The organism is Burkholderia sp. Bp8986, from assembly GCF_003854225.1.
Classification (GTDB): Bacteria; Pseudomonadota; Gammaproteobacteria; order Burkholderiales; family Burkholderiaceae; genus Burkholderia.
This window is the reverse complement of the sequence record NZ_QTQM01000023.1, coordinates 94,503-115,649: the sequence shown is the minus strand read 5'-3', so window position 1 is coordinate 115,649 and position 21,147 is coordinate 94,503. Positions and strand designations below refer to the sequence as shown.

The following is a 21,147-nucleotide window of genomic DNA, read 5'->3' as shown; positions in this document are numbered from 1 at the left end:
CGGCGAATAGCTCGATCTCGTCGCTGTCCACGTCGACCTCGACGGGCATCAACTCGCTGTCGACTGGCCTCAGCTCCACCAGCAGCTCGGTCGCATCGCTCTCGACTTCCACGTCGACGGGCCTGTCGTCGGCGAATAGCTCGATCTCGTCGCTGTCCACGTCAACCTCGGCCGGCATCAACTCGCTGTCGACCGGACTGAGCTCGACCAATAGCACGGTTACGTCGCTGTCGACTTCCACGTCGACGGGTCTCTCGTCGGCGAATAGCTCGATCTCGTCGCTGTCCACGTCGACCTCGACGGGCATCAACTCGCTGTCGACTGGCCTCAGCTCCGCCAATAGCTCGGTCGCATCGCTGTCGACTTCCACGTCGACGGGCCTCTCGTCGGCGAATAGCTCGATTTCGTCGCTGTCCACGTCGACCTCGACGGGCATCAACTCGCTGTCGACTGGCCTCAGTTCGACCAACAGCTCGGTTACGTCGCTGTCGGCTTCCACGTCGACGGGCCTCTCGTCGGCTAATAGCTCGATCAGCTCGCTGTCCACCGGCCTTAGCACGGTCACGACCAAGACCGACAATCTCGGCAACAGCACCGCCGCAGCCCTCGGTGGCGGCGCGAGCTACAACCCGGCAACCGGCACGGTTTCCGCTCCGTCGTACACCACCTACAACGCGAACGGCACGACGTCGACCGCCAACAGCGTCGGCTCGGCGATCGACAGCATCAACAGCCAGGGCATCAAGTACTTCCACGCGAAGTCGACGGCAGCCGACAGCCAGGCGCTCGGCACCGACTCGGTCGCGATCGGCCCGAATGCCATCGCCAACAACACTGGCGACGTCGCGCTCGGCAGCGGCTCCGTCACCGCAGCGCCCAACGCGACGCCGACGGGTACCGTCGGCGGCGTGACCAGCACGTTCGCGGGCGGCAATCCGAGCAGCGTGGTGAGCGTCGGCAACGCGAGCACGGGCACCACGCGCCAGATCACCAATGTCGCGGCAGGTCAAATCACGCCGACCAGCACGGACGCGATCAACGGCTCCCAACTCTTCGCGACCAATTCCATCGTGGATTCGCTGTCGACGACGGTGTCGTCGTCCAGCAGCGCGATCTCGTCGCTGTCGACCGGCATCACTTCGTTGTCGACGGGTCTGAGCTCGACCAATAGCTCGGTGGCTTCGCTGTCGACCTCCACGTCGACGGGTCTCTCGTCGGCTAACAGCTCGATCTCGTCGCTATCGACGTCGACCTCGACGGGTATCAACTCGTTGTCGACGGGCCTGAGCACGACGAACAGCAATGTGACGTCGCTGTCCACGTCGACCTCGACGGGCATTAACTCGCTGTCGACCGGCCTCAGCTCGACCGACAGCTCGGTGGCTTCGCTGTCGACTTCGACGTCGACCGGCCTGTCATCGGCAACCAGCTCGATCGGCTCGCTGTCCACGTCGACCTCGACCGGCATCAACTCGCTGTCCACGGGCCTGAGCTCGACCGACAGCTCGGTTGCTTCGCTGTCGACGGGCCTGAGCACGACGAACAGCAATGTGACGTCGCTGTCGACCTCGACCTCGACGGGTATCAACTCGCTGTCGACTGGCCTGAGCTCGACCGACAGCACGGTGGCGTCGCTGTCGACTTCGACGTCGACCGGCCTGTCATCGGCAACCAGCTCGATCAGTTCGCTGTCCACGTCGACCTCGACGGGTATCAACTCGTTGTCGACGGGCCTGAGCTCGACCGATAGCACGGTGGCCTCGCTGTCGACCTCCACGTCGACCGGTCTCTCGTCGGCAAACAGCTCGATCGGCTCGCTGTCGACGTCGACCTCGACGGGCATCAACTCGCTGTCGACGGGCCTCAGCTCGACAAACAGCTCGGTGGCCTCGCTCTCGACTTCGACGTCGACCGGCCTCTCGTCAGCGACCAGCTCGATCGGCTCGCTGTCCACGTCGACCTCGACCGGAATCAACTCGCTGTCGACTGGCCTGAGCACGACAAACAGCAACGTAACATCGTTGTCGACAGTCGTTTCGGCGACGCGCACTCATTACTACAGCGTCAACGACAACGGTGTCCAGCAGGGTAACTACAACAACGACGGCGCGACGGGAATCAACGCGCTGGCAGCGGGAGTCAATGCGACTGCAAGTGGCAATGCTGCTACCGCGGTGGGCAATGCTGCGAACGCAGCGGGGATTCAGAGTGTTGCAATCGGCAATAACTCGACTGCGGCCGCAGCCTCGACTATCGCAATGGGCGACAGCAACACGGTATCGGCAGCGGCCGGTGCCGGCTCGATTGCCGGCGGCCACAATTCGTCGGTCGTGTCCGGTACGGGTGCGATTGCGTTGGGCGAGAGTCAAACGGCTAATGGTAACGGTGCTGTAGCGATTGGTGATCCGAACACGGCGACCGGCAATGGTGCGGTTGCGCTGGGCGCGAACAACACGGCGACGGGCAATGGCGCGTTGGCGATTGGCAATACGAACGCCGCGCAAGGCCCCGGGTCGGTTGCGCTGGGTCAGAACTCGGTGGCTGGTACGGCCGGGGCGACGACGGGAAGCGTGGCAATTGGTAACGGCGCGACAGCGACGACCAGCCCGGGTGACGTGGCACTGGGTAGTGGCTCGGTGACGGCCGCACCGAATCCGACCGCGACAGGAACCGTGGGCGGTGTGACATACAGCTACGCCGGCACTAATCCGAGCAGCGTGGTGAGCGTTGGCGCGGCGGGCGCGGAGCGTCAAATCACGAACGTAGCAGCCGGCCAGGTGAGCGCAACGAGCACTGATGCGATCAATGGATCTCAGTTGTTCGCGACCAATCTTGCCGTCGATAGCCTGTCAACGACGTTGTCCGGTACAACGAGCAGCATTACTTCGCTGTCGACGGGCCTGAGCTCGACAAACAGCAGCGTGGCGTCGCTGTCGACCTCGACGTCGACCGGCTTGTCGTCGGCGACCAGCTCGATTTCGTCGCTCTCGACTTCGACGTCAACCGGCTTGTCCTCGGCGACCAGCTCGATCAGTTCGCTGTCCACGTCGACTTCGACGGGCATCAGCTCGTTGTCGACCGGTCTCAGCTCGACCGATAGCTCGGTCGCCTCGCTGTCGACTTCGACCTCGACGGGCATCAGCTCGTTGTCGACCGGCCTCAGCTCGACCGACAGCTCGGTCGCCTCGCTGTCGACTTCCACGTCGACCGGCCTGTCGTCGGCGACCAGCTCGATTTCGTCGCTCTCGACGTCGACCTCGACGGGCATCAGCTCGTTGTCGACCGGCCTGAGCTCGACCGATAGCTCGGTCGCTTCGCTGTCGACCTCCACGTCGACTGGCCTGTCGTCGGCGACCAGCTCGATTTCGTCGCTGTCGACGTCGACCTCGACCGGCATCAGCTCGCTGTCGACGGGCCTCAGCTCGACCGACAGCTCGGTGGCCTCGCTGTCGACCTCCACGTCGACTGGCCTGTCGTCGGCAACCAGCTCGATCAGCTCGCTGTCCACCTCGACCTCGACCGGCATCAGCTCGCTGTCGACCGGCCTCAGCTCGACCGACAGCTCGGTCGCTTCGCTGTCGACTTCCACGTCGACTGGCCTGTCCTCGGCAACCAGCTCGATCAGCTCGCTGTCCACGTCGACCTCGACGGGAATCAGCTCGCTGTCGACGGGCCTGAGCACGACCAACAGCACGGTGACGTCGCTGTCGACTTCGACCTCGACCGGCCTGTCCTCGGCAACCAGCTCGATCAGCTCGCTGTCCACCTCGACCTCAACGGGCATCAACTCGCTGTCGACCGGCCTGAGCACGACGAACAGCAGCGTGGCTTCGCTGTCGACCTCCACGTCGACGATGGGCAGCTCGCTGTCCACGGGCGTCAGCTCGTTGTCGACGGGCCTGTCCACGACGAACAGCAACGTGGCATCCCTGTCGACGGTGGTCTCGACGACACGCACGCACTACTACAGCGTGAACGACAACGGTGTTCAGCAGGCCAACTACGCGAACGACGGTGCAACTGGCATCAACGCCATGGCAGCCGGCACCAACGCGACGGCAAGCGGCAGCGCGGCGACGGCGATCGGCAACGCAGCCAATGCAGCAGGCACGCAGAGCGTCGCGGTGGGCAACGGCTCGACGGCGTCCGCGGCTTCGACCGTGGCGATCGGTGACGGCAACACGGTGTCGGCTGCGGCCGGCCCAGGCTCGATCGCCGGCGGTCACAACTCGACGGTCGTTTCTGGAACGGGTGCGATTGCGTTGGGCGAAGGTCAGACGGCCAACGGTAGCGGAGCGGTTGCTCTTGGCGATCCGAACACGGCGACCGGAACCGGTGCGGTGGCGGTTGGCGCGAACAACACGGCGACGGGCAATGGCGCGTTGGCGATCGGCAATACGAACACGGCGCAAGGTCCGGGTTCGGTTGCGCTCGGCCAGAACTCGGCGGCGGGCACGGCGGGAGCGACGACCGGAAGCGTGGCGATCGGCAATGGCGCGACCGCCACGGCGAATCCGGGTGACGTTGCGCTGGGCTCAGGGTCGATTACCTCGGCACCGAACCCGGTTGCCAGCGGCATCGTGGCCGGGAACGTGTACTCCTACGCCGGCACTGCGCCGACCAGTGTGGTGAGCGTCGGTGCTCCGGGCGCCGAACGCCAGATCACCAACGTCGCTGCCGGGCGTGTGAGTGCGACGAGCACGGATGCGGTCAATGGCTCGCAATTGAACGCGACCAATGTCGCGGTCGGTAGCTTGTCGACAGGGTTGTCGACGACGAACAGCAACGTCGCGTCGTTGTCCACGTCGACCTCCAGCGCAGTCAGTTCGCTGTCGACGGGATTGAGCACGACCAACAGCAGCGTGACTTCGCTGTCGACGTCGATGTCGAGCTCGGTTGGCTCGCTGTCGACGGGGTTGAGCACGACGAACAGCTCGGTCATCTCCCTGTCGACGGGACTTTCCGTAACCGACAGCAATCTTGCATCGCTGTCGACGAGCGTCAGCTCGGCCGTGGGTACGACCACTTCGCTGTCGACGTTGGTCACGTCAGCGCGCACGCACTACTACAGCGTGAACGACAACGGGACTCAACAGGGCAACTACAACAACGATGGAGCGACCGGTGACAACGCGATGGCGGCGGGGGTCAACGCGGCGGCATCGGGCGCGAATGCCACGGCGGTCGGCGCCAGTGCGAACGCTTCCGGAGACGGTGCGACGGTGATCGGTGCGAACGCGTTGGGCAGCGGCAAGAACAGCGTCGCACTCGGCTCCGGCGCGAACGCCACCGCGCCGAATTCGGTCGCGCTCGGTGCGGGTTCGATCGCAGGCGAGGCCAACACGGTATCGGTTGGTGCGCCTGGCAGCGAACGCCGCATCACCAACGTCGGGCCGGGCGTCAACCCGACCGACGCCGTGAACGTGTCGCAGCTCAATGCGGTGCAGGGGTCGATCAACACGGTGGCGCGGACGGCCTACGCCGGCGTTGCAGGCGCAACCGCGTTGACGATGATTCCGGACGTCGACCTGGGCAAGACGATCGCTGTCGGCATCGGTGCCGCGACCTATCAAGGCTACGGTGCTGTTGCGCTCGGATTCACCGCCCGAATTACCGAGAACCTGAAACTCAAGGGCGGGGTTGGCGCGAGTAGTGCCGGTCGCACCTACGGCGTTGGATTGGGCTATCAGTGGTAACGCGATCGGCAGGGGCCGAGCATTGCTCGGTTCCCGCCGATCATGCGGGCGATCGGGAATCGCCGAAACAAGACATGAAACATGAGGTACGACATGTATAAGGCAATGTTCTGCATTGCGGCGCTGGCTACCCTGGCGGGTTGCTCGGCATCGTCCGGACCGACCTTCAGCGCGTGGTCGGTCGATCGGCAGGACGGGCAGAAAACCTATCGGGTCAGTTGCTACGGACTGCTTGAAGGAGCGGAAACCTGCTACAGCAAGGCGCGCGAGATTTGTCGCGATCAGCCGATGCGACCGGTCCAGGATGATGCGCCGTTCGGATCCATGACATCGGACGGCAAACCGAACACCCGTCTTCTGACATTCCAGTGCGGTGCGCCGGCGGCGACGCCGGCCGCGTTACCGGCCCCGGCACCCGCCCCCGCGCCGGCCGTCCGATCGGAGCCGCGGCAGATGACGCTGTCAGGCGATGCGAATTTCGAAACCGACAAGGCTTCGCTCACACCGGTCGCGACCGGGCAACTCGACAAACTGGTCTCGGATGCGAAGGGAATGACCTTCGGTACGGTCGACGTCAATGGCTACACGGACAGCGTCGGCTCGAGCGAATACAACCTCCGCCTGTCCGAGCAGCGTGCGCAAACGGTCGCGCGCTATCTGCGATCGCATGGGCTGAACGCGAAGCAGTTCGAGGCACACGGATATGGCAAGGCCAATCCTGTTGCAACGAACGGCACGGCCGCCGGCCGCGCGCAGAACCGCCGCGTGGAGATCGTGTTGCAACAAAACTGATGTACTGCCCCGGGCTCGGTTGGTTCCCGGACGGATCCTCGTGCGTTCCGGCGAATGTTTGGGGCTTGAGGATCGGATTTCCCCGATCCGGTCCTCCTTTTTATTCGATATCGACGAGACGAGGGCGTCGGTGCTCGGGCGTTACCGGTTGCCGCAACGGTGACACCCGATTCCGTCGGAGGCTGGAGTAGCGGCATCGCTGTAGAAATTGTTTCGAGAAAAAACACGAGGACGCCCCACGAGGGCGAGGCGAAACACGATGCGTATTGGAATTTCATTGGCCACCCGGCCAGGCCACACCATTTGGGACAATGGGCTGGGGCAGAACGTATTTTTCCTGGCCAAGCTTCTGCGTGCGCTGCCGGCGGTTCGGGATGTGATCCTGCTCAATTGCGGCTTCGAGATGCGGATGCCGGCGGACGCCGAAGCGCTGATGCCGGACCTGAAGATGTTGCGTCCGGACGAAGCAACGGAGCTGGTCGACGTCGTCATCGAAATGAGCGTCGGGCTCGATGTCGCATGGCTCGACCATCTCCGCGCGCGCGGCAAGAAGGTCGTCTATCTATGCTGTGGGCAACCGTATGTCGGGTTGATCGAGCCGAGCATCTTTCAGCGCGGCGGATATGTCGCGCGCGCCGATCGATGCGACGAGATCTGGATACTTCCGAAAGACCGCGTCTTCGGACCGATGCTGGAAACTTTACATCGGTGTCCGGTCCATGAAGTGCCGTTCCTGTGGGATCCGATGTTCGTCGATCATCGCGCGAACGCACTGAATGCCGAGGGACAGCACTTCGGATACGTACCGGCGACGGCGCCACATGCAGCGCCGCGGGCGCTGCGGGTGGCGATCTTCGAGCCCAATATTTCCGTCGTGAAGTGCTGCATGGTGCCAATGCTGATCTGTGACGCGGCGTTTCGTGCAGCGCCCGACACGATTGCCGAGATGCGGGTTCTCAACGGTGCTCATCTCGAACAGCATCCAACCTTCTCGTTCATGCGCAACGGGCTGGATCTGCATCGCGAGGGGCGCGTCTACGTCGATCATCGGCACGATTTTGTGGACTACATGAGTCGGTCGTCCGATACGGTTGTCGCGCATCAGTGGCAGAACGATCAGAACATCCTGTATCTGGATGCGCTTTATGGTGGCTACCCGTTGATTCACAACTCGGCCTGGCTGCGCGGGTTCGGCTACTACTATCCGGAATTCGAAGTGTCGGCAGGTGCCCGGGCGCTTGTCCGCGCGGCGCGGCAGCATGACGCGAATCATGCCGACTATGTGCGCGATGCGCGCACCTTCCTGGCCGGACTGCATCCGCACTCGCCGGAAAACGGCGCACGCTACTTTCAGCAGTTGCTGAGCGTGACCGCGCGTGGCCGCGGCAGGGAGGCGTGATGTCCCGTCCGATACGAGTGAAGGTCGGCATCACGATTTTTCTGCGGACCGGCCAGCAATCGATCTGGGAGAACGGCATCGTCCAGAATGTCTATTTCCTCGCGATGCTGCTCAGGCGCTCGCCGCTCGTCGACGAGGTATATCTGATCAACGGCGGCGATGGAAGCCCGGCGGAAGCGACCTCGTTCCTCGCGCTATCGCCGGCACCAGTGATCGACCTCGATGTCGCGCGAGAGAAACTCGACGTGGTGATCGAATTGAGCGCGCAGTTGGATCCGGACTGGGCACGCGGATTTCGTGATCGAGGCGGTCGCGTGATCGGCATGCGCGTCGCCAACGATTACGTCATCGACATCGAGCGGATGATGTTCGGCAAGCCCCATGGGCTGCTGCTGTCGGGCACGCCATACAGCGCGGTCTGGACGCTGCCGGCGTTCGAGAAGACCTGCACCGGATACTACGAGGTTAGCTCGCGCTCGCCCGTACACGTGATGCAACACCTGTGGAGCCCGGTGCTGCTGGAGCAATCGATGAAGGGCGCGGGCGTTGACGGCGCGCTGGACTACGTGCCCGGGCGTGCTCGCTGGCGCATTGCCGTGCTTGAGCCGAACATCTGCATGGTCAAGACCGCGCATCTCGCGATGCTGATCACCGATCTCGCGCATCGACAGGATCCTCGATTCATCGATTATCTGCGCGTCTTCAATGCGATGACGCTGAAGGAGGATGCGGCGTTCGTCGGCTTCGCCCTTGGTCTCGACTTGACCCGACAGGGACGCGCCAGCTTCGAGCCGAGGTTGCCGGTGTACGAGATCTTGCCCGTCCAGGCCGACGCGATCGTGTCGCACCAATGGGAGAACGCGCAGAACTATCTGTACTACGAGGCACTGTATGGCGGCTTCCCGCTGATTCACAATTCGACGCTGCTGGGTCGTTGCGGGTATCGCTATGAGGGTTTCGATTGTGGAGAGGGCGCGCTCGCGTTGCGTCGCGCGTTCGCGGAGCACGATCTGCAACTCGATGAATATCGCCGCAACGCGCGGACCTTCCTGGCATCGCTGGATCCGGAGTTGCCTGCGAACGTCGAGCAGTACACCGCGGCGATCGAGTCGGTTTTCAGCGGAGGGTGATACGCATGGTTGCCCGTATGTTTGCCACTCCGTTTGCCGTCGCGCTCGCCGCGTGGGGAGGCGCGATTGCGGCACTCGCGCAGCCGGCGCCTGTCGTGCCGTCGGCCGCCGCGCCAGTCACCGTCCTTGCACATGCCGCCCAGGAAATCGGTATTCGTCGCTGCTACGACGCCGTCGCCCAGGTGTCGGCGCGCGTGTTCGATCATGCGCACCGGGCCGATGTGCTGCTCGACTGGCAGCGCGCGAATCCCGACATCGGTCCGTTCTTTTCGATGTCGGGCATCGAATTCCCGGCATCGTCCGCGCTTTTGTCGCTGGTCACGGTTCCGGGCGTCACCGGCGGCTGCTCGGTGTTGGCCGAGCGGATTTCCAGCGCACCGCTGTCCTGTGCGCAGGTCGCGCGCGCTGAACTGGCCGGCTATCACGCCACTCCTCTCGTCAAATCCGTCATGGTCTATACCGATTCGTCCCACCCGCGCGAAACGGTCGTCCTTGTCGACTCTCCGCCTTCTTGCCTGATCCTGCGCCGTCAGGTGCAATTCCAGTGGGGTGCCGCGCAATGAATACGTCAACGTCGGCGCGTCTCGGACGCGCTGATCAATCCCTGCGCATCGGCGTCACGATCGGCTTGCAGGATGAGGCTGAAAGCCTGTGGGTCAATGGCATCAAGCAGAACGCGCTGTACCTGATGCGCGTATTCCAGCATTCGCCGCTGCGCCATCGGGCGATGCCGGTCAACACCAGGTCGGTTGCGATCACGTCGAAACTGCCATGGGACATCGCCCATCAGTGCGGGCTCGCGCTGAACTACTTCTATTTCGACGTGTGCTGGAACGGCTATTCGTTCGTGCATAACGCGCGTTTATGCAGCGACCTTGGCTACTACGACCCGGGCCAGGACGTCGACGAAGGCGCGCGTCAACTCGTGCAGGCGATTCGGCATCACGACAGTGGGTGGGAGGAGTACCGGGCGTACCAAAGAAAAAGCGTCGGGCGCTTCTTGTCGACAAATGACCGGGTGGTCGCCCGCTACGACGAACTATTACTTCGAGTGAGCCGAATCGATCGCCTGACGGAGAGGACATCATGAGTCGTTATCGGACTTTGCTTGAACGATACGAAAAGCTGAAGAGCGAAATCGAGCGCGAACGTGCGATGGAGAAGGATCGCCTGGAGAGCCTCGTGGCCGCGCGCGTGCGTGCGGTGCTCCAGGAGTTCGGCTTCGATTTCGAAGTGGTACCGCGGAAGACACATGGCCTCGACAGGAGCAGGCGGCCGGTGCCGAAATACTGGAACCCGGCGACGGGGCAGACATGGAGCGGACGCGGGCGGCCGCCGGTCTGGATGGTCGGCGAGGATCGCGAACGATACCGGATTCCCGGTTCCGGCGATGAGGAGGCGGACGATCCCGAATGCAATTCGAATTGACCATGACGTAAAGCGTTTGCGACTTGTATACAACCGGGAAGAACAATGACGACACATGAATCCCCTTCGATACTGATCGACCGGCTGCTCGAACGGGGCGACCTGATCGGTGCATCGCGTCTCTTCGATGAAATTGCCGCGCGAAACTCGTCCGATCTACCGCTTCTGGTCGCCGGGAGCCGGATCATGCGCATGCGTGGCCGCGACGCCGATGCCGATGCGCTGATCGAATGCGCGTTGGTGCTGGACCCCGACTATGGGCCCGCGTGGGTCGAACGTGCGAGGCAGGCTGTCGCCGCGGAAGACTGGACTCGTGCAAGCAGATGGTATGCACGGGCCTATCAGAATGGGAGGGAGGGCGAGCGGTGGATTATCGAGTGGATCGAATTGCTGGCGCGGCACCGGGACGATACGAGCGCGATCGACTTGGCAGAGCGCTTCTGTGAGGCGACGCCGCATAGCGCGTCGGGATGGTTCCATCTCGGGTTGATGCATCAGCGTGCAAGACGGCACCGGGAAGCGTTGGCGGCATACGCACGCGCCGAGCAGATCGATCCGGCGATGCCAATGCTGCAAAACAATATTGCGGCTGCGAACATCGAAATCGGCGAGTTGTCGCGAGCGCAGTCCTTGCTCGACGCACTGGTTGCCCGTGAACCATCGAACGCGCTGGCATGGAACAATCTGTCACTCGTCCTGCTCGAGCAGCATGACCTCGCCGGCAGTGAAGTCGCGTCCGAACGCGCCTGCGCATTGGCGCCCGACTATCCGGTCGCGCTGCTCAACCATGTTCAAGTGCTGAAAGAGAGGCAACAGTGGGGTACGGCGCTGAACGAGATTCACCGCGCGCATCAACTCGATCCGAATAATCCGTCGATCGTCTGGGCAATGGCGATGTTGCAATTGCTGCACGGTGATTACGTGCAGGGATGGACGAACCATGAGGCCCGTTGGCTTGGTTCACCGGAGCTGCGAGACGTGTCGCCGAAACCGCCCGCGCCGCGGTGGACGGGCGAGTCGCTGGACGGCAAAACACTGTTTGTCTGGGGCGAGCAGGGAAACGGCGACGCGATCCAGTTCATGCGCTTCGTACCGCAACTCGCGGAACGTGTTCGTGCAGAAGGCGGTCGGCTCGTGTACTGCTGTTTCGCGCAATTCCTGCCGCTCTTCAGTCGTACCCTGGAGGGTGTCGTCGACACGATCGTGCCGCACGACGTATCGGTACTACCCGGATTCGATTTCGAATTGCCGCTTGCCAGCCTGCCTCGAGCGCTCGGTGTCACGATCGACCGGTTGCCCGGTGCGACGCATTACCTGAGGCCGGATGCGGACTCGGTCGAGCGCTGGCGCAGTCGCTGGGCGCACGACGGCCGGTTGCGCGTCGGGCTGGTATGGAGCGGAAATCGGACACATCGACGCAATCCTCTGCGTTCGATCGAGCCGCTCGCCTATGCGAACGCATTCAAGGACGTCGATGGAATCGAGTTCGTCAATCTGCAACTGGATGCCTCCGACGAGCTGGGCGCGATGCGCGAAGCGGGGATGGTCATCACCGACCCGACTGCCGAGTTGCGTTCATATGACGATACGGCCGCGTTGCTTTCGACGCTGGATCTCGTGATTACGGTTTGCACGTCGGTGGCGCACTTGGCGGGCGCGCTAGGCGTGCCGACGTGGCTGTTGATCGACGTCAATCCCCACTGGGTATGGATGACGGACCGCACGGACAGCCCGTGGTATCCGAGCTTGACGCTATATCGGCAGGCCGAGTACCGGCAGTGGGCGTCGGTACTCGAACGGGTGGCGAGCGATCTTCGGCATCTTGCCGAAAGCCGGCGAGGCAAATCGCAGCCGCGCGATGCACGACCGTCGATGGATAAACCGCCGACGCGGCCGGAAGCCAGCACCGTGCGATCGCCCTGGTTTGGCATACGCCGCGCGGTGCGCAGTGATTAATCGCGAGACAAATGCAAAGAAGACGTGAGCCACATCGTTATCGTCTGGATCGCGATCGGCGCAACGACCGGCTGGATCGCGGGCTTGATCGCCAATGGAAGCGGGTTCTGCCTGTTGATCGACGTCGCGGTCGGAATCGTGGGCGCATTCACCGGCGCATGGCTGTCGGCTACGGCGGGTATTGCTACGAGCGGCGGAGCCGTCATGTCGACAATCTTTGCGATTGCCGGGGCTGTCATCCTCCTGATTTCGATTCGAATCGTGTGCAGATTGTTTTCTTGATCCGGATACCCGATTGATCGTGTCGAAAAGAGATTGCACTTTTACTAATCGCTATGAGAATCGCTATCCTCGATGACGATCCGCTTCAAACGGAATTCGTCAATCAGATGTTGTCGGCCGAAGGTCACACCTGCTACGAATTCACCAGGAGCAGGGTGCTGATGAGGCGTCTCCAACGCGAGACATTTGATCTGTTGGTGCTTGACTGGAACGTTCCGGATGTGTCCGGAGAGGAAGTGTTGAGATGGGTGCGCATGAAGCCGTACGGAGCACGGCTGCCGATCATCTTCATGACCTGCCGGAGCCAGGAACAGGAAATTGCACATATTCTCAATGCCGGTGCGGACGATTACGTCGTCAAGCCGGTGTCGGGAACGATACTGCGCGCGCGAATCGCGTCGCTATTGCGCAGAGCATATTCGGTGGATACGGAGAGCGCGACGCGCGAATTCGACCGGTTTCGTTTCGACATGAACCAACAACAGGCGTATGTCGATGATACCGCCGTATCGCTCACGCAGAAGGAGTTCGATCTCGCATTGCTTTTGTTCCAGTTCTTCGATCGGCCGCTGTCGCGCGCACACATTATCGACATCGTCTGGAAGCAGGTGACCGACGTCTCGTCGAGAACGATCGACACACACATGTCTTCGTTGCGAACGAAGCTCGGCCTGCGACCGGAATGCGGTTATCGGCTGACGTCGCTCTACGGATACGGATATCGACTGGAGCGAACAATTCAAATGAAATCCCGGTGATCGGAGGGGGCGCTCATGAAAGACGGAGCGGGGAGAGTGGCGGCTCGAAATCACGTGAGAAATTGAAAAAAACCGCAGCAACGTGAGTTGCTGCGGGTTCAACTTGGAGAAAACGCCCGCGACGCTTCTCGCACTTTCACGTCGCGCACCAAAGCGCATGACTTCGGTGAGTTGATTATCCGGAAGTGCGATCGCGATCTCCAGATCAGCAGGTAAGCGTGACGATGTTTGACAGTCCGATGTTCGCGTACAACGGGCCTGTTTGGAAGCGAAATGGTCTTTGCTAACATCGGCTCCGCCTTGTCCGGCTCTTCATGGTTCATCGAACAACCCAATTAGTCTGGAGACCTTACCACTATGAAAAGATCGATTATTGCATTGGCGTCCGTGGGGGCATTTGCGAGTCTCGCACACGCCCAAAGCTCCGTAACCCTGTACGGCATCATCGACGAGGGGCTGAGCTATACGAACAACGTCGCGGTGGCCGGCGCGAATGGCAGCGTGACGCGCGGCAGTGTGTTTGCCTTGCAGAGCGGCGTGCTGCAGGGCAGCCGATGGGGGCTCAAAGGTAGCGAAGATCTCGGCGGCGGCATGAAGGCCGTTTTCCAGCTGGAGAACGGGTTTAACGCCAGCAACGGCGCCTTGGGTCAAGGCGGCCGCATGTTCGGTCGCCAGGCGTATGTCGGTCTGTCGTCAGCGAACGCCGGCACGGTTACTTTGGGCCGCCAGTACGATTCGGTCGTCGATTACCTCGGACCGATGACTGCCAACGGCAATTGGGGCGGCGCGTTCTTCTCGCATCCGTTCGACAACGACAATACGGACAACTCGTTCCGCATCAACAACTCGGTCAAGTACACGAGCGCGAATTACGGCGGTTTCCAGTTCGGCGGCTTGTATGGGTTCAGCAATTCGACCCAGTTCTCGAACAATCGCGCCTGGAGTGTGGGTGCACGCTATTCGAACGGGCCGTTCACGGTCGCGGCGGCCTATCTTGATCTGAAGAATGGGGCGACGGTCAATGCGGCGGGCGCTCAGACCGACGGTATTCCGTTCGCGGGTCTGTTGAGCGGCCTCGCCAGTGCCGCGGCCGGGAAGGCCGTCACTGTCGCCTTTGCGAATCAGCATACGGGGGGAATCGGGGCGAGCTATGCCGTGGGTCCGGCGACCCTGGGCGTGATGGCGAGCGAATCGCTGATGCAGACCCCGATGGCGTATGCGCGATTCCTGAACGTGGAAGGCAATGTGCAGTATTTCGCGACGCCTGCGCTGGCGTTCGGAGCGATGTACGACTACACGCGCCTGACGCTTAGTGCAAACGGTGGCCGGGTAGGCGGGAATTTTCATACGGTCGGCCTGATGACCGACTACTTCCTGTCCAAGCGCACCGATCTGTATGCGCAGGCGGTCTATCAGAAGGGTTCCAGCGGGACGGACGGCCTCATTGGTGTCGTGGGCGCCGGCGGGTATTCCACGGGAACGTCGCAGATGGTTGCACGTGTCGGTATCCGACACAAGTTCTGATCGTGATGGCGACGCGATATGTTGATCGCGTCTTGCCATTCATGGCCCTGATGCGCATCTCGTGCATCAGGGCTTTTTCTCGTGCGTGATGCAACAATGTCGGCATGCGGAAATGCTGCCGCAGGATCAAAGCGAACGACCGCGTGATTCCGGCAGCGCGAGCGTGCCGGCGACGGCAATGAGTCCGGAAGCACACATGTACCACGCAGGCATGATCGAATTCCCGGTGACATTGATCAGCCAGGTGACCATGAATTGAGCGGAGCCGCCGAATACCGAGACGCTGAGCGCATAAGCGATCGACAACCCGGTTGCACGTATGCGCTGGGGCAGCATTTCTGGTATGCCGATAATGACTGCTGCTCCGCTCATCGAGGAAAGCAGCGTCAGCAATCCCGTCGACGCCAGCAGCGATCCGAGCGATGGTGCTCCGGTCATCCATATAAACGTCGGTACGGCGAGCAACGAGGCGATCAAGCGTGGCCAAAGCATCACGGGTTTGCGTCCCCATCGGTCTGTCATCCATCCGCCGAGGACGCTGAATACCAATGTGAACAGCCCGTTGACGATCGTCGCGCTCATGGCCGCAGCGGGCGACAGCTTCAGCGTGGAAATCGCGAACGTGGTCATGAAGTTGATCACGTAGGTCGCGATCGTGCCGCCAAGGATGGCCAGCATGCTGAGTACGATGACGTTTCGGTGCTGCTTGAGTTCCGCCAGTCCCGCTTCATGCGCGACGCGCGCGTCATGCGGCAGCGATTCCGGCAGATGGCGACGCAGAAACAGCCCGATAGGCAGGAGCAGCAATCCCGCCGCGAACGGTACTCGCCACCCCCATGCCTGTGTCTGTTCAGGCGTCAGGCACAGAATCACCGTCAACCCGATGACACCGGCAATGAGTACCGCCATGCCCTGGCTCGCGAGTTGCCAGCTGGTATAAAGGCCCCGGCGCGCGGGCGGGGCGATCTCGATCAGATAGGCAGTGGACGGCCCGACCTCGCCGCCGAGGGCGAGACCCTGCACGAGTCGGCACGCAACCACGACGACGGGAGCGACCATGCCGATGGACGAGTAGGCTGGCGTGAGCGCGAGACCCAGGGTGCCGATGGAAATCAGTCCGATCGTCAGCAGCATGGCCGGCTTGCGTCCCGCACGGTCTGCAAACGCACCGATGAGAATACCGCCCAACGGGCGGGCAAGAAAGCCGACGCCAAATACCGCGACCGACAGCAACAGGCTTGCCGACGGCGTCGACGCAGGGAAAAAGGCCTTGCCGATATAAATCGCGAAGAACGCATAGGTGACGAAGTCATAGAACTCCATCGCGTTGCCGGCGACCGTGGCCACGACGAGTTTTTTGCTGACTTGACGGGCGAGCAGCGGGGACGATACGGAATGGGTCATGGTGACTGTTTGGAATCAGATCAGGCTGCGCGGTATGCCGCGGTCGCATGTGCGCGGCAGGCGCAACCGGCAATATCGAAGCTGGGGAGAGGAGCGTCAGTAGGCTGCTTTACGCTTGCTATCCATCGTATTGTTGTCGTGCATCCCGGATTACGTGATCGCGGCGGCGCACGACGGCGTGCCGCATATTGACGCGACTCCGCATTCCGAACGCGTTCGAACGGTAGCACCCGTGAAAGATATGCAGGACAGCGGCAGCTCTGTCTTGCGTCCCAGGCCTTTTGCCCGGTTGTAACCAAATGCCTCGATGTTTGCCGCCTTCATAATCGCTTGAATGCAGATCGGGCACTCGTACAATGGCGCGCCGCCGGCTGCACCAGTCGCGTTATCCGGCATCGCGGGTGCACCGCTTGTGTCGCGAGTGGCTTTAAGCATGCGCTGCAGCGTCCGCTGATGAATCTTGAACCGCCGCGCGACGGCGGCTTCCGACTGGTGCATCAACAGTCCCCGTGCCTGTTCGAGTTTTTCCGCATCAAGTATTGCGCGTCGCCCCGGTTTCTTGCCGCGCATGCGTGCAGCTGCGAGACCCGCCCGGGTTCGTTCGCTGATCAATGATCGCTCGAACTCGGCGAGTGCGGCGATCAGGTGAAACGTGAATCGGCCTGCCGACGATTGCGTATCGATCGCTTCGGTCAGCGAGACGACACGCACTCCGGTCAGGTTCAATTCGCCGATGACTGACACGAGGTGACTCAGCGAGCGTCCGAGGCGATCGAGCTTCCAGACCGTGAGCGTATCGCCGGGTCGCAGTGCCGCCAACGCTTGTTGCAGTCCCGGGCGGTCGGTTCGGGCACCGGAAATGCCCCGGTCGGAGAAAATCCGGTCGCAACCCGACTGCTGAAGTGCGTTCAATTGCAGGTCGAGGTGCTGTTCGTCCGTCGAGACCCGGGCGTAACCTACTTTCATTCGACGTCCTGAATATTATCTGTCCGATACCGATCCGGGCTCATGATCGAGCGGTGCCCCGCTAGCGCGGATGCTGCTCCCACTTGACGCCGTCTCCACCAGGATCCGGTACCGACCGCGGATGCCCGTTTCATGTTCATCAGAAACCGGACAGGGCCCGTATCAGCAATGATCTTCAACCGTCATCGCAAGGCCCGTGGCGTACTCGAGATCTGTCCCCGGGAGCGATTCGTCATGGTCTCCGTGTATTTCCCGAGGATGAGACAAGCTTACGGTGAGGCAAAATGGACGTCCAATGCATTGTTTTGCGAAATATGATGAGTTTGAGTTATGGATAACCCGTCATGACACTCACCCAACTGAGGCATGTGATCCTGCTGGCCGAACTGGGCTCCTTCAGTCGTGCGGCCGATGCCGCGTTCTTGACCCAGCCCGCGCTGAGCCGCAGCATCCGCGCACTTGAAGAGGAGTTGGGCGGCGCTTTGTTCGATCGCATCGGTCATCGTATCGAGGCGACGCCGCTGGGACTACTTGTCCTCGAGCAGGCCCGGGTGATTTGCGCCAATGTGGACGCGCTGACCGACTCCGCGGCTCAGATGGTCGAGGGGTCGCTGGGTCGTCTGTCGATCGGAATGGGGCCCGGCCCGGGCGCGATTCTGATGACGCCACTGCTGCTATACGTCACGGAACACCAGCCGAACCTGAAACTGCAAATCATGCGAACGGAGCCAGAGCAATTGCTGAAGGCGTTGCGCGAACGTTCGCTCGACATCCTGATCGCGGATTCGCGGGCGATTCAGGCGGATCACGATCTCTCGGTCGAACCCATCGGCGTCATGAGAGGGGCGATTATGTGCCGTCAGGGACATCCGATCCTGAAGGGCAACCTGCCGGCCACGTTGGCCGACCTCAAGCGCTACCAGATCGCGAGCACGATCGTGCCCGAAGCGACGCGGCGTGCACTGATGGAACGTTTCGGTCCGGAAGGCCACCCGGACCGTCTGTTCAATCTGCAGTGCGGGGAACTGGGCAATCTGCTCGAATTGGCGCGCCTGAGCGATACCATCGTCATTGGCGTGCGTCACGCGGCACCGGGGCTGGCAGAAATCCCTACTCAGCCGGCCTTGAACATCAACGCGCATTTTTCGTGGGTCTCGTTGAAGGGACGCACGTTGCCCATGGCGTCCAAGGTCATCCGTCCGTTTATTGATGCCCGGCTGCGCGACCCCGATTGACCGGCTTGCCGCGAGATGTTTCGGATGCCGCGCCGGCAATTGCCCGATCGAGATCGCCGGCACGTCTATCGTCGCTGTCGCGGTCCGGGACTTGTCTTCGGGTTCGTTCGTCGGTAGTTCCATTTTCCGGGCGTTTTCTCGGCTTCCTGATGCGTATCGTTGCGCCGGCCGTATATTTCGTGCAGCGCTTGCCATCGAGAATCGGTCATTCAGCCCGAAACGTCACTAGACGAGGTGGATAACCGAAAGCGGATCGTTTATCCCAGCGCGATAGTCGGGCGCGTTGCCGGCCTTGCCGTTTCAGTCCGGGGGCGTCCTGTCGGACCGAATCGAATGCTCATACGTCCGTCCCTGTTCGAGGTCGTACTCCCCGCACCATTTCGCGACGACGAGCGGTGCAATGGCGTTTCCGAGAACATTCAGCGCGGTACGGCCCATGTCGATCAATCGATCGACGCCGGCGATCAACGCGAGGCCCTCGACGGGTAATCCGGCGCTCGACAGCGTGGCGTACAGAATGACAAAGATGAATCCGGGCACCGCCGCGCCGCCCTTCGTGGTGATGGCCATGGTTATCGTTAGAACCAGTTGTTCCGACAGGCTGAGATGGATGCCGTAGAGCTGCGCGATGAATAGCGTGCTGATGCCCAGGTAGATCGACGGACCGTCGAGGTTGAACGAGTATCCGGTCGGAATCACGAACGTCGCGACGCGTGCCGGGACACCGTAGTCCTGCATCTTTTTCATCAACTGCGGCAACACGGTCGCCGAACTGCAGGTTGAAAACGCGACGAGCAGTTCGCTGCGGATGATGCGCAGGATGGTCGTCAGTCGAAACCCGAACAGTCGTGCCGTAATGCCGAGTACGAGGACGGCAAACATCGCCATCGCAAAGTAGGCGACCGCGACGAGCCTGATCAGCGGAAGCAGCGAACCGAATCCGAACGTGGCCGTCGTCACGGCGATCAGCGCAAAAACGCCGACCGGCGCATATCGCATGACCATTCCGGTGACCCGGAACATGACCTCGGCGATGCCGCGGAACATGTCGACGACCGGTTTCCTCGCATGCTCGGGTACGGATTGCAGCCCGAGCCCGAACAGGACGGCGAAGAAGATGATCGGGAGAAGGTCGCCTTTCGCCATCGAACCGACGATGTTGTCGGGAACGATGCCGAGAAGAAGGTCCAGGAATCCGCGGCTTTCATGCAGCGTTTGCGCCGCCCCGTGGATCTTCTCGACACCCGTCCGCGACAACTGCGACATGTCGATGCCGCCGCCGGGCTGCAGGATGTTGCCGAATACGAGGCCCAGAACGATGGCGATGGTCGTGGTGACCTCGAAGTAGATGACGGTCTTGATGCCGATTCGACCTAACGTCTTGCCACTTCCGGTTCCCGCGATGCCGACCACCATGTTCGTGAACACGATCGGCACGACGATCAGGCGGATCAGCTTGATGAAGATTTCGCCGGCGGGCTGAAGATAGCGCGTAATGATTTCCTGTCGGTACTCGGGGAAACGATTGAGCAAGAGTCCGGCAGCGATGCCGAGCGCGAGGCCGATAAAGATCTGGATCACCAGTCCGCTGCCCGATGCATCCGGACGCGAATCGAGCGAACCGTCGATGATGGCACTCATGATGTCTCCGGATTGGTTGTCTTGAGATGGTTGCGCGCGTTGCGTCGCGCGGAATGTGGGTTCCTCTTGCGCGGAACGTGACCGGCGCGCCAGTCTTCAGCGGTCGGCATGCTGCGTCACGAGGCACGGCTTTCGCATGTGCCGCCGGCACGGGGAAGGCTTCTGGCGGGAAGGGGTTCGAGGTGCCTGGCATACCGGACGACGCGCTGCGCGAGGTTGTCGGTTGCGTCGATTACGGGGCGTGACAGCGGTAGGCCGGACAGCGCTAGCGGAATCTCGGTGCACCCGGCGATAACGACGTCGGCACCTGCATCGACGAGCGATTCGGCAAGCAAGCGCATTTGCTCCCGGGATCGGTCGGTGGCACGTCCCAGCTTGATGTGATGGATCAACTGCATCAGGCATTCCTGTCGATGGTCCGTCAACAGGATCGGTTCGCAATCCAGACGACACATTGCACGTTGGTAGAGGCCCGTTTCCAGGCAACCGCTGGTCGCCAGGATGCCAACGCGCCGCGACGGCTCGGTCAGGCGGCAGGCCGCGTCGCAGGCTTCCTCGATGATGCTGACGAACGGAACCGAAACGGCTGCGCGGATGTAGGCTTCGAATGCGTGTGCCGTATTCGATGCCATGACGAGAAGCGTTGCGCCTGCGTGCTCGAGATGCCGTGCCATGTCGGCCAGTACCGGACCAGGGTTGTCGTCGGCGGAGAGAATGCGTTCGCTCATCGCGGCGATCGAGCGCTGACGGTCGGGTATTTTCGGATTCGAGTCGAGCAGAACACGTAGATACTCACGCTCGTGTACGACCGGCGTCGCGGAAACGAGCTTGTTGACGAAATCGATATCAGCCAAAGGTCCCATGCCGCCGAGTACCCCGATGATCAATTCCGGCAATCCCGATGAATTTTGCATTGGCGTGTCCGTCAAAGTCGAA

General features: G+C 61.9%; 17 protein-coding genes and 2 pseudogenes. 13 read left to right on the top strand and 6 right to left on the bottom strand.

The annotated features are described in order from the left end of the window. Positions 1–571, bottom strand: a 571-nt coding sequence (locus DID99_RS38505; protein ID WP_409362706.1) for a hypothetical protein, incomplete at its 3' end; no start/stop codon positions are given. On the opposite strand from DID99_RS38505, the pseudogene DID99_RS38500 reads away from it, so the two are divergent. Beyond that, positions 486–2,825: pseudogene (locus DID99_RS38500) on the top strand (YadA family autotransporter adhesin); the annotation flags it as partial. The gene DID99_RS38505 and the pseudogene DID99_RS38500 overlap by 86 nt on opposite strands. Here the strand turns inward: DID99_RS38500 and DID99_RS38495 are convergent. Then, positions 2,813–3,958 (bottom strand): hypothetical protein, encoded by a 1,146-nt coding sequence (locus DID99_RS38495; RefSeq protein WP_409362705.1) that lies wholly within the window; start codon positions 3,956–3,958, stop codon positions 2,813–2,815. The pseudogene DID99_RS38500 and the gene DID99_RS38495 sit on opposite strands and share 13 nt — an antisense overlap. Between DID99_RS38495 and DID99_RS38490 the strand changes: the two genes are divergently transcribed. The 11 genes from DID99_RS38490 to DID99_RS21060 all read left to right on the top strand — a co-directional run bounded on the left by DID99_RS38490 (position 3,921) and on the right by DID99_RS21060 (position 14,965). After that, the gene (locus DID99_RS38490; RefSeq protein ID WP_409362707.1) at positions 3,921–5,696 is read left to right on the top strand and encodes a YadA family autotransporter adhesin; all 1,776 of its coding nucleotides are present in this window, start codon (positions 3,921–3,923) and stop codon (positions 5,694–5,696) included. The genes DID99_RS38495 and DID99_RS38490 overlap by 38 nt on opposite strands. Before the next feature lie 93 nt (positions 5,697–5,789). Further along, positions 5,790–6,488 carry an OmpA family protein gene (locus tag DID99_RS21105; protein ID WP_124667499.1) on the top strand — a complete coding sequence of 233 codons (699 nt, stop codon included), beginning with the start codon at positions 5,790–5,792 and terminating at the stop codon, positions 6,486–6,488. A 259-nt stretch (positions 6,489–6,747) separates the two neighbouring features. Then, positions 6,748–7,887 (top strand): DUF2827 family protein, encoded by a 1,140-nt coding sequence (locus DID99_RS21100; protein WP_124667498.1) that lies wholly within the window; start codon positions 6,748–6,750, stop codon positions 7,885–7,887. Then, positions 7,887–9,017 carry a DUF2827 domain-containing protein gene (locus tag DID99_RS21095; protein ID WP_124667497.1) on the top strand — a complete coding sequence of 377 codons (1,131 nt, stop codon included), beginning with the start codon at positions 7,887–7,889 and terminating at the stop codon, positions 9,015–9,017. The genes DID99_RS21100 and DID99_RS21095 overlap by 1 nt, the downstream gene beginning before the upstream one ends. A 5-nt stretch (positions 9,018–9,022) precedes the next feature. Next, positions 9,023–9,580, top strand: a complete 558-nt coding sequence (locus DID99_RS21090) for a hypothetical protein (RefSeq protein ID WP_124667496.1) — start codon at positions 9,023–9,025, stop codon at positions 9,578–9,580. Then, complete coding sequence (locus DID99_RS21085) at positions 9,577–10,107, top strand: DUF2827 family protein (protein ID WP_124667495.1); 531 nt, start codon at positions 9,577–9,579, stop codon at positions 10,105–10,107. The genes DID99_RS21090 and DID99_RS21085 overlap by 4 nt, the downstream gene beginning before the upstream one ends. A gap of 65 nt (positions 10,108–10,172) precedes the next feature. Beyond that, positions 10,173–10,445, top strand: coding sequence for an H-NS histone family protein (locus DID99_RS21080; RefSeq protein ID WP_221623057.1), 273 nt, complete (start codon positions 10,173–10,175; stop codon positions 10,443–10,445). 45 nt (positions 10,446–10,490) lie between these two features. Continuing rightward, positions 10,491–12,401 (top strand): tetratricopeptide repeat protein, encoded by a 1,911-nt coding sequence (locus DID99_RS21075; RefSeq protein ID WP_124667493.1) that lies wholly within the window; start codon positions 10,491–10,493, stop codon positions 12,399–12,401. Between the two features lie 24 nt (positions 12,402–12,425). Continuing rightward, positions 12,426–12,683, top strand: a complete 258-nt coding sequence (locus DID99_RS21070; protein ID WP_124667492.1) for a GlsB/YeaQ/YmgE family stress response membrane protein — start codon at positions 12,426–12,428, stop codon at positions 12,681–12,683. Positions 12,684–12,736: 53 nt separating this feature from the next. Then, positions 12,737–13,441 (top strand): response regulator transcription factor, encoded by a 705-nt coding sequence (locus tag DID99_RS21065; RefSeq protein WP_124667491.1) that lies wholly within the window; start codon positions 12,737–12,739, stop codon positions 13,439–13,441. 357 nt (positions 13,442–13,798) lie between these two features. Beyond that, the gene (locus DID99_RS21060) at positions 13,799–14,965 is read left to right on the top strand and encodes a porin (protein WP_124667490.1); all 1,167 of its coding nucleotides are present in this window, start codon (positions 13,799–13,801) and stop codon (positions 14,963–14,965) included. Between the two features lie 126 nt (positions 14,966–15,091). On the opposite strand, the gene DID99_RS21055 is transcribed toward DID99_RS21060, so the two are convergent. After that, complete coding sequence (locus DID99_RS21055; RefSeq protein ID WP_124667489.1) at positions 15,092–16,369, bottom strand: MFS transporter; 1,278 nt, start codon at positions 16,367–16,369, stop codon at positions 15,092–15,094. Between the two features lie 402 nt (positions 16,370–16,771). Next, a pseudogene (locus DID99_RS37895) lies at positions 16,772–17,335 on the bottom strand (recombinase family protein); the annotation flags it as partial. A 344-nt stretch (positions 17,336–17,679) separates the two neighbouring features. On the opposite strand from DID99_RS37895, the gene DID99_RS21045 reads away from it, so the two are divergent. After that, entirely contained in the window at positions 17,680–18,570 is an 891-nt protein-coding gene (locus DID99_RS21045) for a LysR family transcriptional regulator (RefSeq protein ID WP_124667487.1), read from the top strand. A gap of 300 nt (positions 18,571–18,870) precedes the next feature. Here DID99_RS21045 and DID99_RS21040 read toward each other — a convergent pair whose 3' ends face one another. Both DID99_RS21040 and DID99_RS21035 read right to left on the bottom strand, forming a co-directional pair. After that, positions 18,871–20,211, bottom strand: coding sequence for a cation:dicarboxylate symporter family transporter (locus DID99_RS21040; protein WP_124667486.1), 1,341 nt, complete (start codon positions 20,209–20,211; stop codon positions 18,871–18,873). 116 nt (positions 20,212–20,327) lie between these two features. Further along, entirely contained in the window at positions 20,328–21,125 is a 798-nt protein-coding gene (locus DID99_RS21035) for an aspartate/glutamate racemase family protein (protein WP_124667485.1), read from the bottom strand. Positions 21,126–21,147: the final 22 nt, after the last annotated feature.